We start from the raw sequence: 16,159 nt of genomic DNA, 5'->3' as shown, positions 1-16,159 counted from the left end.
GCCCGCTATCGGCCCAGCAGTTGTGCGCGCAACTGCGGATTGCGGGTGCGCGGGTCGAGCCAGATGGCAAAGAACGCTCGGGCAAAGGCCTCGTCGTCGACCGCGTGCTGCAAGCGCTGGTCGACAAAGAACTGCACCCCGCGACCGGGCAGGAACACCCCGGTGATGCGCTGGCCCGGTTCGACATCGACAAAGGCGCGCTGCATCTGCGCCTGCCAATCCTTGAGTTGCTCCGGGCTGACTGCAGTGCCGGACAAACGCTGGATCTCATCCAGGCTGGTCTGCACCAGCTCGTCACGACGGATCGTGCGCCGATAAGTCAGCTCCAGGGCAAAGGGGCTTTCGGCCGTCAACGGCAAGGCCGTGCCCCAGAGCCGCGCGTTGTAGACCTTGAAGCCGAACCAGCTGAACTCACCGCTGCCCAGCAGCCGTGCATTGGGCAGCGACTCTTGCCAGCCGGCACTGGCGGTGGCGCTGAACAACACCAGCAGCCACAACAACCGCGCCGCGAGCACTCGCCGGATGCTGTTCATTCAAGACCGCCTGGGCAATAGCTGGAGAAATTCCTGGCGGGTGCTGGCGCAGTCGCGAAAGGCCCCGAGCATCACTGAGGTGTTCATCAGCGAGTTCTGCTTCTCGACCCCGCGCATCATCATGCACATGTGCCGCGCCTGGATGACCACCGCCACCCCGGCCGCCCCGGTCACTTCCTGGACCGCCTCGGCAATCTGCCGGGTCAGGTTTTCCTGGATCTGCAGGCGTCGCGCATACATGTCGACGATCCGCGCCACCTTGGACAGCCCCAGCACCTTGCCGGTGGGGATGTAAGCCACATGGGCCTGACCGATGAAGGGCAGCAGATGGTGCTCACACAGGGAATACAGCTCGATGTCCTGAACCATCACCATCTCGTCGCTGGTGGAGCTGAACAACGCGCCGTTGACCAACTCTTCGAGACTGGTGTCGTAACCGTGACACAGATAACGCAAGGCCTTTGACGCTCGCTGCGGGGTATCCCGCAGGCCCTCGCGGGATGGATCTTCACCCAGCCCCTGAAGAATGCAGTGGAAATGCTCGGAGAGAGGATCGTACATGGCGCACAGGTTCCGCAAAGTGAATGAGGCGGGCAAATCCTTGCACGCGCCAAGGGGAAAAAAAGGGCCCCGAGGTGACCAACCACACAACTGGCCCAGCCCTGATTCCACCAGGGCTTGACCTCGGGAACCCCAAAGTGTGGAGAGTGACAGCCTGGACAGCTAAAACTGGCCAGTGATCACCTCATCTCACACTGAAAAACCTATACGAGAATTTCATTTTTGTACAACTTTTATCGATAAAAACCCGATAAAACCCGTAAATACTTGTACAAAAAGCTCAAAAACCGATTCAGCCTCAATGTTTCGTACAAGAAAACCCCGCACCACCCTGCTCTCTCCGATGCTTCGCTTTTTGCCAGATACACGTGCCAGATACGCGCCAAATGCCGGGTTGGATGCTAGGGTCTGCACGAAAACTCGCCGAGCAACGATCAGGCAAGGCAAAAACAGGCGAGGAACGGCTGGGGTCGCGCTCGACTGTAGAGGCCTCCATGAGCATTCCGATCGGACTCGCGCACGAGCCTGTATCTACCTAGCGCCGAAGGCGCAAAGTGCGCAGCATGATCGAAGCGCAGGTAGTTCTCGGACAGAGCCTAGCGTGGTGCACCGCTCATCCATCGAGTCCGCTCATGCTGCTATCGAGACTGCTCACGCTGTTGATTTCCCTGGCGAGCAAGCGCTGGGGACCGAATGTTGCCGGCTGGCTTGCGGGTTTTCCAATGCTCGGCAGCGTGCTGGCGATGTTCTCCCACCAGAGTCACGGCGTGGCCTTCACCACCGTGCTGCTGCGCTCGCTGAGCACCGGCCCGTATTCCTTGGCGGCGTTCTGCCTGGTGCAGGCCCTGGGGCTAATGGTATTTGCGCCGGGACTAGGGGTGTCGATACTGGTTTTAGGGTCGTGTAAGGAGAGGAAGCCCGTACAAGACTGAACAGAAGTGCCCGAGAACATTATTCTAAGGAGCGCTAAAAAGGCTCCAAACTTCAAATTGCCCTGGGTTAGAGAGGGACAGAATGACTATTTCAGTAGCGCAGCGCTCCTACTCCGGCGAAGTTGAGTTACACGCTCACGACTATCCGCAAATCGTATTGCCTCAGTTCGGCTCGATGGAGATAGAGGTGGAAGGCCGAGCCGGCCGGGTCGACTGGAGCCAAGGCGTCCTGATACACCCCAGTGCTCGCCACAGTTTTCTGAGTCAGAATCAAAACCGTTTTCTTGTGCTCGACCTCCCTGACAGCGACAGCTTGGATACCTTACAGCCAGAAACATTTTTCACCATCGGTCCAGCCTTGCGCCACCTGCTTGAGTACGCCCGACATAACCCAGCAATAGCGGCCGAGTCCGACTTGACCGTCAAGGCATGGAGCAGCCTGGTGCTATCAAGCCTGTCCATCAAGCAGCCACCTCCACCCCGACAACAGGCATTGAGTCGCGCTCTGGATCATATCCAGAAGAACCTTAGCAGCCCGCTAAGTGCCCATACTATTGCTTTAGCAGCCGGGATCAGCGAGCGCCAGCTGTACTTGTTGTTTGAGCGGTATATGGGTTGTTCTCCCTTTGCTCATATCACCCAGTTGCGCCTGAACTGTGCAATCGAGATGCTCAGTACCAGTCATTTACCCATCAGCGAAATTGCACAGCGAGTGGGCTATGCCGACCAAAGTGCATTGACCCATGCTCTGAAAAAAGCACGCCAGTTGACCCCCGGCACCCTGCGCCGACAAGCATTCAATGGCAGTTGCTGAGCAGTCTGGAACAAAATTCAAGCAGGCTTGTACAAGATTTTCGGCAGCCTCCTATTTAGGCTCGGTAGATCTTTCAGTTATGTACAGCCATGAACCAATCTACCCCCTCCAAACCTCGCCCTGCATACCTTGGTTCTACGGCCATCGGCCTCACGGCCGTTGGACTTTGGTCATGCCTGGCTCTGCTGACTACGCTGACCGCCGGCATCCCCCCCTTCCAACTGCTCTCCCTGAGTTTCGCCGTAGCCTTTATTGCCAGTGTGTTGATACTCGCACTGCGCAACGTCGGTGGATTCAGTGACTGGCGTCAGCCATGGCCTGTCTGGGCCTTGGGATTTATCGGAATATTTTCCTACCACGCGCTTTACTTCTTTGCCTTGAAGTTTGCACCAGCAGCGGAGGCCAGCCTGATCGCCTATCTCTGGCCATTGTTTATCGTTCTGTTGAGCGCCTTAGGCGGCCATCATCGAAGAATATTCAAGCAATTACTTGGAGCGCTACTGGGGTTATTCGGAACTCTATTCATTCTGTTGCAAAAGGAAACCTCAGTTGCTCAAGGCTCGCCAATAATGGGCTACTTAGCCGCGCTGGCCGGTGCACTGGTGTGGGCCAGCTACTCAGTATTAAACAGACGTTTCCAGCAGATCCCCAGCAGCGTCATCGGTGGTATATGTGGCCTGGTCGCATTAGCCGGCTGGATGTGCCACCTACTATTCGAATCTCCGGTACAACCGAACAAGCAACAATGGCTTGCGATTATCGCCTTAGGCCTAGGTCCTGTGGGATTGGCTTTTTTCGCTTGGGATCACGCAACTAAGCACGGCCATCTGGGAATGCTCGGAGCTTTGTCCTATTTAGCCCCACTGATCTCTACCTTCCTGCTGTTTTTCGCTGGAAAAGTAGAAGTACAGCCAATCATTCTGTTATCGGCTTTATTAATCATTTCCGGAGCAATAATCGCAACCTCTTCCTGCACATTGGAGAAAGATAAATAGTCATACCTGCAAGGCGTGCCTCAAAACAACTATTTAAAAATTGCCTGGCACATTCGGAAAGGGACATCCCAATGAAGCTACATCACCCCTCAAACACCGGTTACTTCATAAACCCGTACTACTACTCCTCCCGTAGCAATAGATATGCACAAGTACTAGATCCGGCGACCCATGAGTATCTTGGAACAATCCCTCTGTGCGCTCAGACTGAAGTTCAAGCGGCAATAGCAGCTGCGAGTGACGCCTACCAGGAGTGGCGCCAATGTAGTGCCAACCATCGAGCTGAACAGCTTCAGATTCTCGCCGGCAGTATTGAGCGATCTATAGAACGTAATCTGGAGATAGCGCGCCTGCTGAGCCGTGAAACAGGAACGCCACTTTCACGGGCCATCAACGAGCTAGCGCAGTGTCCGCAAATCTTGCGCCGCTACGCACAGCAGGTCGAAGAGCATGCTGTTTCCGGCCACAGCACTGCACAGCAGTCGGTACTCTATGAGCCGTATGGCGTAAGCGTACATATCCTGTCCTCCAACAGTGCGATTCTGCTGATGTGCCAAACCGTCGCCGCAGCCCTCGCCGCAGGCAACAGTTGCATCATCAAGCCTGCACAGTCAGCAACACTATGTAGCTTGAAGTTCTCTGAACACTTCAATGCACTACTCCCAGGCCTGGTGTGCTGTGTTCCAGGTGACGCTTCAACTGCACAATTGCTGGTGCAGTCACCCAGCACCCAGGTGGTTGCATTTACAGGCAGTGTTGCTGCGGGAAACGCAGTAGCTGTAACTTGTGCCGAACTGATGAAACCCTGCTTACTTGAAACAGATGGCAGTAGCTCACTAATCGTTTCCACTCACTCACCCTTGGAAATAGCTGCAGCTTACGCCGCACAGGCAACATTTCACTTCAAGAGAGAGAAACAGCATTCAGTACAGCGATTGTTCGTAGTGAACGAAGTCCATGATCACTTTGTCGATCTCTGCTTGGAGCACCTTGAAAAACTACGCTTGGCACAGCACTTGGGGGAGATCCAGATGACACCTCTATCCGGTGAAACTGCGCACAATAAAGTGATTCGTTTGATATGTGATGCTTCAACCAAAGGTGCGACGCTAATCTGCGGCGGCCGTGTTCCTAGCGAGCAACCCATTGGCTGGTTCTATGAGCCAACCATAATTACCGGCGTTAACAATGAAATGGCAATCCTGCATGAAGTTTGCCCTGGGCCGGTTACTGCCATTGTTCGGGCTCGCGATTTCAGCCATGCATTGCAGTTGGCGAATGACTCATCGCCAAATGCACAAAGTTCGCTATTTTCATCAGACATTAAGGAAGTGATCGCCGCCTCCGAACAGCTTGAAGCAAACACACTTTGGATAAATCCACCACCGTTTAATGAGCAAAAACCTTCATCCTCAGCACTCAGCTTATCGGGACCAGACAACAGTTTTAGGCGTAGTGGCCTGGATGTTTTTCGTCGAACAAAAAGACTCATTGTTCATGTACCGCACGAGACTTAAGACGCACTACGGACCTAAAAAAGGATTTGTACAAACCATTGCGATGAGATGTCAGAGCAAGAAGCTCTGACACATGGGATGATGCGCGGCCAACTATCATACTGGAGGCACTGTATGTCTTTTTCGGGTAGAAAATCCCTGCTTCTCTTACTGCTCACCGTGGTTAGCCTCAGCATACTGAGCGTCAACGCGGCCTCTCGGCCGGGTTCCCAGCCAGCCAATACAGAAAAAGTCTCGATGCTCGACGGCAAGCTGTCCTTCACCCTGCCCAAGGGCTTCAGCGCCTCGGCCCTGCCAGCCGGCAGCGAGGCCGACGGCACCGCGGGAGCCAGCGGCACGTTGTATTCCAACGCCACCACCCGCACCGTGGTGATCGCCGCGCAGAACAGCATTCCCAACGGTACTCAGGTCAAGGACAACGACAGCGCCTTTCTCGATGCCGCGGTCAGCGGGTTCCTGTCGCAACAGGCCGCAGCGCTGCCGGACTTCAGCAAGCAAAGTGAAAAGAGCATGACCCTCAAGGGCCTCGGTGTGCGGCAGATCGACAGCACCGCGACCCAGGGCGGCGGCCAGACCCTGAACTCGACCCTGATCGCCGGCTCCGGCACCCGCATGGCGGTGATCCAGGTGATTTCCCGGGCCGCGGACAAGGCCGGCCATGCGGCGCTGATGAAGCACATCCTCGGTCAGTAGACCCGCTTCGACTCAGGGGGTGAGCCCCTGCAGCCATGCCTTGAGGTCTTCGATCTCGGCCTCGCTGATGCTGTGCCCCAACCCCGGGTAGGCATGGAACTGCGGTTGCAGCGAGGCTTCAAGCAGCAGGCGATGGGCCTGTACCCCGTCGCTGTAGGGCAGGCGCCGATCATCGGTGCCGTGGCCGATGAAGATGCCCAGGCGCTGCAGCTCTGGGCTGCTGTTCACCTGAGCCGCCAGCAGCGGCAGGATCTTCCCGCTCAAGGCCGCGATGCCACGCACCGACTGCGGATGACGCAGCCCCACTTCATAGGCCATGACCGCGCCCTGGCTGAACCCCACCAGCACCACCTTGTCCGGTTGGGTGTGGTACTTGGCCACCGCGCCACGGACAAACTGGCCAATCAGCTCGGCGCTGCTGGCCAGCTCCTCGGTAACGCCGTCATAGGCGCCCTGGCCCTTGCGGTGAAACCACTGGTAACTGCCCTCCTCCAGGGTCTGCGGTGCCCGGGCCGAAAGGTAGGTGTAGGTCGCCGGCAGGCGCTCATGCAGGCCGAACAGGTCGGCCTCATTACTGCCGTAGCCATGCAGGAAGATCACCAGCGGCTGGTTGCGGCTCTCGGTCGGCGCCTGTTCCAGGTACTTGAGCGGCAGGTCGTCATGCACGGCGCTGGCAGCCTGTACCCAAGGCGCGGCCAACAGCGCCAGAAGCGCCAAGTAGCGGATCATGTGTTGCTCCTTGAAGGGAAAAAAGGTCGCCAGAGCCTAGCATCGCAGGGCCGGGAGCATCACTGTCACAGCAGTAGCAGAATGCCTTTATGCGACGTATGCTGCGCGGCCATTCAAGGAGGAAATGTCATTGAAACCGCGTCTTTTACTCCCCCTGCTGCTCAGCCTTGGCCTGTGGACGCCCGCGCAGGCGATGCCCAACGCCGAGAGCGAGGCCGCCTTGCAGAAGGCCATGGACATAGCCAAAGACAATCAGCAACGGCTCGAGCAATTGCTGGAGCAAGAACAGGAGCAGCAACTCCAGAAACCAGCGCTGGCTCAGGCGATGCAGCAAATCACGCGGAACGCGCAGGTCTACGCAAGTCAGTTGCACAAGGCCAGCGACGCCGGTCATGGAGTCGCCAGCTACCTGCTGGCGAACCTGGAAGAAAACCGCAAGACCTTGTCTGGCCACGACTACCAGGCACAACACAACAAGGCTTGCGCGCTGTACCAAAGCGCTGCGGATCAGGGCTTGCTGGCGGCCGCAGTAATACTGTTGCGCGACTGCGAAACCGCGTACCAGCGTTTCGAGCTCAATGACCCTGAACTGCTGCGGCTGCGGGCACAACTGCTCGAGGCTCTGGAGCAAGCGGATTCTTATGCGAAGCACTACCCTTTGCCGGCCATCAACTCCTTCTGCTTCAAGCCTGCGCAGATGCCGGAGATCAAACAGGGGCAGCCGCTGGCCACGCTGAAGAGCCTCTACACCCCGGTGCTGCTGAACCTGGAGCAGTTTCGCGCCGACGGCTATTACTTGCTGGCGCTAAAGAGCAGTCCTGACGGCTCCGCGGCCCGGGACTATTTCTACAAGGCCCGGGCCCTGGCCGCGGACTGCCTGGACCCTATCAGCCTGGGAAGCATGCTCGACGCAGCGGAACAAAAAGCGCCCGGACTCTAGCGCCAGAGCTCACTCCCTGGCCGGCAACCCGCGCCAGGCCAGTGGCAAAAACGCGACCACCGCCAGCAAAAACCCCACCTGAGACAGGTAGAAGGTTTCCAGCCACTGGCCGTGGGCCGCCACATAAAAGCTGTTGTGCACGACATCCAGCACGATGATCGCCAGGGTCAGCACCAACCCCCAGCGCGGGCGCACCCACAGCAGCAACGCCGCCAGCGGATCGAAAAAGCTCAGGGCGCCCCAGAAGGCCCGGCTGGCCAGGGGCGTGTCGGCGCCGTAGCCATAGTCCCAGAGCAACCCATGGTCCAGGGCGGCGCGCAGGTGATTGAAGCTGGCCGCCAGCAGGCACAGGGTGAACAGCAGGCGGATAGACACGGACACTCGGGACATGGACACATCTACTGTATGAGCCGGCTTGCCGGCGAAGGGCGCGATGGCGGATCGAGGGCCGACGCAGCCGAGCGTTCCCTGGCAACCCAGTTGCTGCGCCTCGTCAGCGTCGCCCCTGGCGGTTCAGTCGTTGATCAGCTTGCCGGCGCGGATCGCCTCGCGGCCGGCCACCTTGGCCAGCCAGATGCCCGGCTGGGTGTAGCGCCCGCGGTCCAGGGCAAAGAGCACGCCGCTGGTGCCGGCACGCACGGTGCTGACCCTGTCGCTCAAGGGGTCCACCACTTCGAACAGGGCGTCGCCGCGCTCCACCCACTCGCCGGCATCGCGCAGAAAACTGACCACTCCGGGGTGCGGGGCGAACAGGTATTGGGTGCCTTCGAAAGGCATGCCTTCACAGCATTGATCCGGTGCAGCGGGCCACTGGCCACTGATCAGGCCCTGCTCGGCCAGAAAGCCGAGGATGGCCTCGCAGTTGGCTCGCGCCTGCTCGACCCGGGTATCGCCCATGCTGCCCAGCTCCAGGGTGGCGGCCAGGTTGGCCGGGGGAATCGCCGCCTGAGGAAAGTCCCGGGCCAGGCGCAGCCAGGGCGAGGAGCAGGATTCGTCGAAAGAGCTGCCGCCGGAATCCTCGCAAAGCAACGCCACCCCAGCCTTCAGACGCGCCGCCAGGGACTGCCACCGCGGCCAGTGCTGGGGCAAGGCATAGAGGTGGATCGCCGCTTCGAAATCGCAATGCAGGTCGAGGGTGATATCGGCGTCGCAGGCATGGCGCAGCAGCAACCGGTGCAGGGCCTGCAGCTGCGAGGCCGGAGCCGGCAGCTCATCCAGCACCTGGACCATGGTGCGGCGGATCAAGGCGATATTGACGGCGGCATCAGTGCCCAGTTGCTTGCCGATCAAGTCGCCTACCGGACCACTGAGCTCGACGAAGGCACGGTTGAAGTTCTTGCCGCTGCCCAGTTCGAAACGCCCCAGGTGACTGCCCTGAACCTGCTGGTCGAGGCCGATGGGGTTAGCCACCGGCACCAGTTCGATAACGCCCTGCAAACGCCCCTGGCGCTCCAGTTCCGTCAGGCGCTGCTTCAGCTCCCAGGCGGTGCGCATGCCCGGCAGTTCATCGGCGTGCAGGCTGGCCTGGATGTACACCTTGCGGCCACCGCTGCCGAAGCGAAACACGCTGAGCTGGCGCGCAGTGCCCAGGTGGCCCCAGGGCAAGGAATGGTCGATGCGTTGCATAGTGGCTCCAGGGATCAAAAAAGGCGTGGCGCAGAATAAAACAGCGGCGCACAAAAAAGGTGGCGACCGGATCACGGGCGCCACCTTTTTTACCCAAGCTTTGCAGCCTGCGGCTTACTCGCCGTAGACATCAAAGTCGAAGTACTTGTCCTGCACTTGCTTGTACTTGCCGTTGGCGCGGATCTCGGTGATGGCCGTGTTGAATTTCTCTGCCAGCTCCTTGTCGCCCTTGCGCACGGCAATGCCGGCACCGCCACCGAAGTACTTCGGATCGTTGTACTCGGGACCGACGAAGGCAAAGCCCTTGCCGGCGTCGGTTTTCAGGAAACCGTCGTCGAGGTTGACCGAGTCCGCCAGCAGCGCGTCGACACGCCCGGACACCATGTCCAGGTTGGCTTCCTGCTGGGAACCGTAGCGCACCAGGTCGATGCCGGCCGGCACCAGCACTTCAGTGGCGAAACGGTCATGAGTACTGGCGCGCAGTACGCCGACTTTCTTGCCCTTGAGCTCGGTCAGCGGGTCCTTGACCGTGGTGCCGGCCTTCATCACGAAGCGCGCCGGGGTGTGATAGTACTTGATGGTGAAATCGACGTTCTTCTTGCGATCGTCGGTGATGGTCATGGACGACAGGATGGCGTCGATCTTCTTCACCTTCAGCGCCGGGATCAGGCCGTCGAACTCCTGCTCGACCCAGGTGCACTTGACCTTCATCTGCTCACACAGGGCATCGCCCAGGTCCACGTCGAAACCGGTGAGCTTGCCGTCGGGCGTCTTCATCGAGAACGGTGGGTAGCCGGCTTCGATACCGATACGGATCGGCTTGGCCTCATCGGCCGAAGCGGTCAGGGAAAACAGCGACAGTGCCAAGGCACCAAACAGCGCAAACTTATTCATTTATAACTCCAGGAGGCGGAGACTTTTATTGGCTGGTTTCGATTATGGGCAAATCGAAGTGGCCAGCAGTCTAGAGCGGCTCCCGGGAAGCAAATTGTGTTTATGCGACAAATACTTATAAAAAACATGCAGCCGCGATTCTGCGCCCTCCCCCTCGCCCCGGCGTGGTGCGTTTGTCCCTGAACCACCCGACGTTCGCCTCAGAACGGACCATTTTTACCGACACATCCTGCGCTAGCCGCAGCCTGGGGCCGCCGCCAGCGCAGTGGCCCCTCAGCAGGCGCAGGACAGATCCGGCCCCTCGCTGCGCGGTTGCCCGGTGCTGAGCTCGAAGCCCTCGTCGAGCCAGCCGGTGACCCCACCGATCATCTCCTTGACCGGGTATTCCAGGGCCGCCAGCTTGACCGCCGCCTTGTTCGCACCGTTGCAGTGAGGACCGGCGCAATACACCACGAACAGGGTGTCGCGGGGATAACCGGCCAGCTGTTCGACAGTGAGCAAGTGCCCGGGCAGATTGATCGCCCCGGGGACATGGCCGCGGGCAAAGGCCTCGGGGCCCCGCACATCCACCAGGACAAAATCCACCTCACCGGCCTCCTGGCTGCTGTAGACGTCGGAACAGTCGGTTTCAAAGGTCAGGCGGTTGCAAAAATGCATCAGGGCAATGGCCGAAGGGGCGGCGGCAATGCTGCGGACCAGGCTGGTCATGGGCGTCTCCAGAACGTCGCGATTAAGATGGGAAGAACTTTATCGGCCCTGCCCCACCGCGTTAAAGTGGCGCCCCGGACACCCACTGGTAACTTTCCGCCAAATGCACAATCCTCCCGGACTGGTCGCGATCCTGGCTTACGACGGCCTTTGCACCTTCGAATTCGGCATCGCCGTGGAAATCTTCGGCCTGGCCCGGCCAGAGTTCGATTTTCCCTGGTATGAGCACTGCATCGTCGCCGTGGACCCGGGGCCGATGCGCGCTGCGGGCGGTATCCGGATACTGGCCGATGGCGGCCTGGAACTGCTGGAGCAGGCCCGGACCATCATCATTCCCGGCTGGCGCAGCCGCGACCAGGCGCCGCCGCCCGAGCTGAAGGAAGCCCTGCGCCGGGCCTACCACCGCGGCGCGCGGCTGCTGTCGATCTGCTCGGGGGTGTTCGCTCTGGCGGCCAGCGGCCTGCTCAACGGCCTGGGCGCCACCACCCACTGGCGCTACACCCAAGAGCTGGCCGAGCGCTTCCCGGACATCTGGGTGGACCCGGACGTGCTCTATGTGGACGCCGGCCAACTGATCACGTCTGCCGGCAGCGCCGCCGGAATCGATGCCTGCCTGCACCTGGTGGCCCGGGACTTTGGCACTCGGGTGGCCAACAGCGTGGCCCGACGCCTGGTGATGTCGCCCCAGCGTACCGGCGGCCAGGCCCAGTTCATTCCGGCTCCGGTCAGCCGCACCCCGCGCAGCGACCTGTCGCAGGTCATGCAATGGGCTCGGGAGCGCCTGCATGAGCCGCTGACGGTGAGCGACCTGGCGGCCCGGGCGCTGATGAGTGAACGCACCTTCTTGCGACGCTTCAGCGCCGCCACCGGCGCCACGCCCAAGGCCTGGCTGCAGCATGAGCGACTGGCCCGGGCCCGGGAACTGCTGGAAAGCGGCAGCCAGACCACGGAAAGCATCGCCCTGCATTGCGGTTATCGTTCGGTGGAAAGTTTTCGCGTGGCCTTTCGCAGCCTGGTGGGCCTGCCGCCCTCGGCCTACCGCGAACGCTTCGGCTCAAAATCCCCCTCTTAGGAGCCGGCTTGCCGGCGAAGAACACGACGTTCATCCGGTGGTGTCCATCCCGGCCTCTTCGCGGGCAAGCCCGCTCCTACGGGAAAAGAGGGAGACCCCACTGCCGGCGAAGAACACCACGCTTATCCGGTGGCGTCCATCCCGGCCAGTGTCTAAGGCTCCGGTTTGCGCAGAAGGTAGGTATCCATGATCCAGCCATGCGCCTCGCGCGCTTGGCGACGGACCCGCTGGATGTCGTCGGCGACCTCGTCCAGGCGCCCGGCAATGAGGATTTCGTCCGCCGTGCCCAGGTAGGCACCCCAATAGATGTCCAGATCCTGATTGCGCAGCTGGCGGTAGGAGTCCTCGGCATCGAGCATCACCACCCGGCTGTCGGCATCACCGGCCTGTCCCGCCGCCAGACGCCGCCCGGTGGTGATTTCCACTGAACGGCCAATACGGTTCAACGCCACCTTGTGTTGCGCCGCCAGGGCCTGGACGCTGGTGATGCCGGGGATCACCTGATACTCGAACTGCGCCGCACCACTGGCCAGGATCTGCTGCAGGATGCGCAGGGTGCTGTCATACAGCGACGGGTCGCCCCAGGCCAGGAAGGCACCGGTCTGGCCCTCTGCCAGCTCCTCGTTGATCAGCCGCTCGAAGACCTGCTGCTTGTCCTGGTTCAGGGCCTGGACGCTGGCCTGGTAGTCCACATCGCCGCGCTGGCGTTCCGGGGTCTGGGCTTCGACGAAGCGATAAGGACGCTCGGTGAGATAACGCTGGCACAGCTCGCGCCGCAGATCGATCAGCGAGTCCTTGCTCGGCCCCTTGTCCATCAGGAACACCACGTCACTGCGGTTCAGCGCCTTGATCGCCTGAATGGTGATGAAATCGGGATTGCCGGCGCCGATGCCGATGATCAGGAGGGTTTTCATGGGGATCTGGTTCTCGCTGCTGTGCCAGGGGGCAAGTATGGGCGGCTTTGGCGCCCGGAGAAATGCCCCGAACGCCCGGCACAGGTCTCAGTCACGGCCATCCAGGCGCAAGCGCCAGCGACCGGCATGGCTGAGATCGATCCGCGACAGGGGCTCGATATCCATCAGGTTGAAACTGCCCAGGGGCGCCTGCAGCAACTGCAGCAGCACCGCACGCATGACAAAGGGATGGGTCACTGCCAACCAGTGCCCCGGACGCTGGGCCATCTGCTCCAGCCACTGCGCCACGCGCCGGCACAACCCGGCGACCGACTCGCCTCCCGGCGGAGCGCTGTGAGGGTCATCCAGCCAGGCCTGCAAGGCTTGCGGCTGCTGGCGTTGCAGATCGCCGATCCCCATCCCCTGCCAGGCACCGAAGCCATAGTCACGCAGGGCTTCCTGCACTTGCGGCGCTGCGCTGAACAGCGCCGCCGTCTGACAGGTCCGCCGCTCCGGCCCGCACAGCACCTGCGGGTGGTGCCTGAACTGCGCCGCCCGGCTCAGGGCCTGGGCCTGCCAATCCATCTCCACGGCTTCGTCCAGGGGAAAGCGCCCCAGCTTCTGGGCGGCGGTACGGGCGTGGCAGATCAGCGTCAAACGGGTGGCCGGCAAGGGGTTATCTCGACAAAGGAACATCAGGGCTGAGGCCGGTTTTTTAGCACGACCACGGGGCTATTTCCCAGCAGGAGACAGGTTGAAAATTCCTCAGAAACTCAAGAAACGCCTGATCACCAAACAAGAAATGGCTTATAGGCAACCCAAGCAGCAGGCCTTTATTCTCCGCGAAGTTCCCACACTTCGACTCGAATCAGGTACCTCGACACCATGCACAGCGGTATGTGGGAGCTCCTGTCTCTCGACCTTGCGCTCAACGCCTCGCTCCAGCCCATCGTCCTGCTGCAATACGTTGCCCTGGTAGGGATCTTCAGCATCCTGCTGATGCTGCGTCAGGACGCCCAGCGGCTGATCAAGTCGAAAAAGATCCTGCTGGGTTTGATCCTGGGCACCAGCAACGCCGCCTTGATCGCCCTCGCCTCCGGGTTCATGCAGACCCCGGTGAAGATTTTCCTGAGCAACGACATGCTGTTTCTCGCCGGTTTGCTGGGAGGCTGGTGGGGCGGCATGACCTGCCTGGTCCTGGTGGCACTGGCTCGTTACTGGATTGCCGGCGCCGCGCAGTTCGAAGAGGCGCTGTTCAGTTTTAGCCTGGTGGCCCTGGGGGGCATGCTGCTCCATCGCTGGTTCGAAACCCGCGACCTGAGCGCCCTGAGCCTGAAGGACATGCTGCTGGTGATCCTGATGCGCCTCGGCGCGGCCATCGTCCCGATGCAGATCATCGACTGGATGGGCACGGTCAGCTCCAGCATCACCGCACAACTGCTGTCCTTGCGACTGAGCTCGACCCTGCTCTCCCTGCCCATGATCATCCTGATATTCGCCATGCTGCGCCGCGAAGCGCGCTACCAGTTGGCCCAGCAAAGCCTGCTGCAACAGGCCCTGACCGATCCGACCACCCAACTGCCCAATCGCCGTGCCCTGCGCGACCACCTCGACCAGGTGCTGGAGCAAAACAAAGAGCGGCGCGTCCCCCACACCCTGATCGTGATCAAAATCAGCAACCTCAAGGACCTGGTCGCCATCCACGGCCATGACTGGACCGACCAGTTGCTGATCTCCCTGGCGCAAGAATTCAGCAGCGGCGCCTCCAGCCATGCCCTGCAAGCCAGTGCCGCCCACCGCGCCTTCATGTTCTCGGACCTGAGCCTGGCACTGGTGGTGCCGCATCGCTCCATCCAGCAGGTCGAAGAATCGGCGCTGCTCGCCACCCTGCAGATGACCTTGCAGGCCGGTTTGCCCAGCGACGGCAGCCTGTCGCCCAAGCTGCAGTTCTGCGTGATCGATGCCTGTGCCGGGGACAGCGCCAACGTCACCTTGCGCAACATCAGCCTGGCCCTGCAGGACAGCAGACAACCGGTGCGTTACCTGCGCCAGTCGCTGATCGAACAGGCCCAGAGCAACGAACGCATCCGCCAGCAACTGCTGGAGTGGGTGCGATCGAACACCCCGCCGCTGTATTACCAACCCAAGTTCTGCCTGAGCCAACGCACGATCATCGGCGCCGAAGCCCTGCTGCGGGCCCAGGACGACCAGGGCGCGGCGATTTCCCCCTTGCTGATCCTGGAAGTGATCCGCCACCACGACCTGCAGCAAGCCTTCGAATGGGCGACCATAGAAGCGGTGATCCGCGACGCCCGGTACTACATCGATGCCGGACTCCAAGGACCGCTGGCGGTGAACGTCTCGTCCTCGACCCTGAGCGATGCCAACTTTGCCGTCCTGCTGATCCAGCGCCTCAAGGAAGCCGGGCTTCCCGGCGCTCGCCTGACCCTGGAACTGACCGAGAGCACCCTGCTGCAAGACACCCAGCAAGTGGCGCACAACATGCTTCTGCTCAAGGATCACGGCGTGGGATTGTCCCTGGACGATTTCGGCACCGGCTACTCGGCCCTGAGCATCCTGGCCAAGTATCCTTTCAGCGAAGTGAAGATCGACCACTCGATGATTTCCCTGCTGCACTATGAACGGATGCGCACCGCGGTCTCCATCGCCCAGGAAAGCGCACGCCTGTACCAGGCGACACTGACAGCCGAAGGGGTTGAAACCCAGGAGCAGATCGACATTCTCCAGAGCATTGGCATCCGCTGCGCCCAGGGCTACATCTTCTCCCCGGCAGTCCCCCTGGCCGAACTGATCGAACTGGATAGCGACGGGCCAAAGAAAGCGTCCCTCGATCAACCAGTGGGCAGCGAGGGCAAAGCTTGAGCGCCTTGATCGAACGCCTTTCGCCCACCGCCTCATTGCCCACCTTGTTGAACCATTCCGTCAGGTCCGGAGCCGACTCGCCGGCGAAGAGCCCCGCAAGACCTGCAGCGCCTGGGCGGACGCCTTCGCTGGCAAGCCAACTCCCACGGAGGCCCAACCACCGCAGCTCCTACAGAAACGCACGCCCCCTAGCTTCAGGCCGGCCGCAAGGCCGCCGTCTGGCTCTTGATCTTGATCTTGATCTGAACGCCCCGTTAACCACGATGGCCGAACGCAGGCATTGATCCGTGGGTAACCCGGCAGGACGCCGGGTTAGCCGCCACCCGGCCATGGATGGCCGGTGGCGGCGGCCCACGGATCAATGCCGGA

The 16,159-nt window shown here is 60.8% G+C and carries 17 protein-coding genes; 8 read left to right on the top strand and 9 right to left on the bottom strand.

Annotated features, from left to right (window positions below):
- Positions 1 to 5: 5 nt before the first annotated feature.
- Together WIN67_RS11805 and folE are read right to left on the bottom strand one after the other, a co-directional pair.
- Positions 6 to 533: a chalcone isomerase family protein gene (locus tag WIN67_RS11805; RefSeq protein WP_339071309.1), complete on the bottom strand. Its 528-nt coding sequence runs from the start codon at positions 531 to 533 to the stop codon at positions 6 to 8.
- The gene (folE, locus tag WIN67_RS11800) at positions 534 to 1,094 is read right to left on the bottom strand and encodes a GTP cyclohydrolase I FolE (protein ID WP_102864126.1); all 561 of its coding nucleotides are present in this window, start codon (positions 1,092 to 1,094) and stop codon (positions 534 to 536) included.
- A gap of 563 nt (positions 1,095 to 1,657) precedes the next feature.
- On the opposite strand from folE, the gene WIN67_RS11795 reads away from it, so the two are divergent.
- The 5 genes from WIN67_RS11795 to WIN67_RS11775 all read left to right on the top strand — a co-directional run bounded on the left by WIN67_RS11795 (position 1,658) and on the right by WIN67_RS11775 (position 6,045).
- A complete protein-coding gene (locus WIN67_RS11795; RefSeq protein WP_146232969.1) occupies positions 1,658 to 2,026 on the top strand; it encodes a hypothetical protein in 369 nt (122 codons plus the stop codon).
- Positions 2,027 to 2,108: 82 nt separating this feature from the next.
- Positions 2,109 to 2,840 (top strand): AraC family transcriptional regulator, encoded by a 732-nt coding sequence (locus WIN67_RS11790; protein ID WP_249735849.1) that lies wholly within the window; start codon positions 2,109 to 2,111, stop codon positions 2,838 to 2,840.
- Between the two features lie 89 nt (positions 2,841 to 2,929).
- A complete protein-coding gene (locus WIN67_RS11785) occupies positions 2,930 to 3,835 on the top strand; it encodes a DMT family transporter (protein WP_339071308.1) in 906 nt (301 codons plus the stop codon).
- A 71-nt stretch (positions 3,836 to 3,906) separates the two neighbouring features.
- A complete protein-coding gene (locus WIN67_RS11780) occupies positions 3,907 to 5,352 on the top strand; it encodes an aldehyde dehydrogenase family protein (protein ID WP_339071307.1) in 1,446 nt (481 codons plus the stop codon).
- Positions 5,353 to 5,466: 114 nt separating this feature from the next.
- Positions 5,467 to 6,045 carry a hypothetical protein gene (locus WIN67_RS11775; protein WP_213666058.1) on the top strand — a complete coding sequence of 193 codons (579 nt, stop codon included), beginning with the start codon at positions 5,467 to 5,469 and terminating at the stop codon, positions 6,043 to 6,045.
- Positions 6,046 to 6,057: 12 nt separating this feature from the next.
- Here the strand turns inward: WIN67_RS11775 and WIN67_RS11770 are convergent, their stop codons facing one another.
- The gene (locus WIN67_RS11770) at positions 6,058 to 6,774 is read right to left on the bottom strand and encodes an alpha/beta hydrolase (RefSeq protein WP_170004551.1); all 717 of its coding nucleotides are present in this window, start codon (positions 6,772 to 6,774) and stop codon (positions 6,058 to 6,060) included.
- Between the two features lie 124 nt (positions 6,775 to 6,898).
- Between WIN67_RS11770 and WIN67_RS11765 the strand changes: the two genes are divergently transcribed.
- A complete protein-coding gene (locus tag WIN67_RS11765) occupies positions 6,899 to 7,714 on the top strand; it encodes a hypothetical protein (protein ID WP_339071306.1) in 816 nt (271 codons plus the stop codon).
- Between the two features lie 9 nt (positions 7,715 to 7,723).
- Here the strand turns inward: WIN67_RS11765 and WIN67_RS11760 are convergent, their stop codons facing one another.
- The 4 genes from WIN67_RS11760 to WIN67_RS11745 all read right to left on the bottom strand — a co-directional run bounded on the left by WIN67_RS11760 (position 7,724) and on the right by WIN67_RS11745 (position 10,942).
- Positions 7,724 to 8,104, bottom strand: a complete 381-nt coding sequence (locus WIN67_RS11760; RefSeq protein ID WP_339071305.1) for a hypothetical protein — start codon at positions 8,102 to 8,104, stop codon at positions 7,724 to 7,726.
- 123 nt (positions 8,105 to 8,227) lie between these two features.
- Positions 8,228 to 9,340, bottom strand: coding sequence for a M14 family metallopeptidase (locus WIN67_RS11755; protein WP_339071304.1), 1,113 nt, complete (start codon positions 9,338 to 9,340; stop codon positions 8,228 to 8,230).
- 114 nt (positions 9,341 to 9,454) lie between these two features.
- Positions 9,455 to 10,234, bottom strand: a complete 780-nt coding sequence (locus tag WIN67_RS11750; protein ID WP_102864119.1) for an ABC transporter substrate-binding protein — start codon at positions 10,232 to 10,234, stop codon at positions 9,455 to 9,457.
- 273 nt (positions 10,235 to 10,507) lie between these two features.
- Positions 10,508 to 10,942, bottom strand: a complete 435-nt coding sequence (locus tag WIN67_RS11745) for a rhodanese-like domain-containing protein (RefSeq protein WP_102864118.1) — start codon at positions 10,940 to 10,942, stop codon at positions 10,508 to 10,510.
- Positions 10,943 to 11,045: 103 nt separating this feature from the next.
- Here WIN67_RS11745 and ftrA point away from each other — a divergent pair, with 103 nt between their 5' ends.
- Positions 11,046 to 12,014 carry a transcriptional regulator FtrA gene (ftrA, locus tag WIN67_RS11740; protein ID WP_339071303.1) on the top strand — a complete coding sequence of 323 codons (969 nt, stop codon included), beginning with the start codon at positions 11,046 to 11,048 and terminating at the stop codon, positions 12,012 to 12,014.
- Between the two features lie 152 nt (positions 12,015 to 12,166).
- Here the strand turns inward: ftrA and cobF are convergent, their stop codons facing one another.
- A complete protein-coding gene (gene cobF / locus WIN67_RS11735; protein ID WP_102864116.1) occupies positions 12,167 to 12,928 on the bottom strand; it encodes a precorrin-6A synthase (deacetylating) in 762 nt (253 codons plus the stop codon).
- 87 nt (positions 12,929 to 13,015) lie between these two features.
- The gene (locus WIN67_RS11730; RefSeq protein ID WP_102864115.1) at positions 13,016 to 13,579 is read right to left on the bottom strand and encodes a histidine phosphatase family protein; all 564 of its coding nucleotides are present in this window, start codon (positions 13,577 to 13,579) and stop codon (positions 13,016 to 13,018) included.
- 213 nt (positions 13,580 to 13,792) lie between these two features.
- On the opposite strand from WIN67_RS11730, the gene WIN67_RS11725 reads away from it, so the two are divergent.
- The gene (locus WIN67_RS11725) at positions 13,793 to 15,790 is read left to right on the top strand and encodes a GGDEF domain-containing phosphodiesterase (RefSeq protein ID WP_339071302.1); all 1,998 of its coding nucleotides are present in this window, start codon (positions 13,793 to 13,795) and stop codon (positions 15,788 to 15,790) included.
- Positions 15,791 to 16,159 lie beyond the last annotated feature (369 nt).

This window comes from Pseudomonas idahonensis, from assembly GCF_037903935.1.
Lineage (GTDB): Bacteria > Pseudomonadota > Gammaproteobacteria > Pseudomonadales > Pseudomonadaceae > Aquipseudomonas > Aquipseudomonas danubii.
The sequence above is the reverse complement of the archived record's forward strand: the minus strand, read 5'-3'. Positions and strand labels throughout refer to the sequence as shown.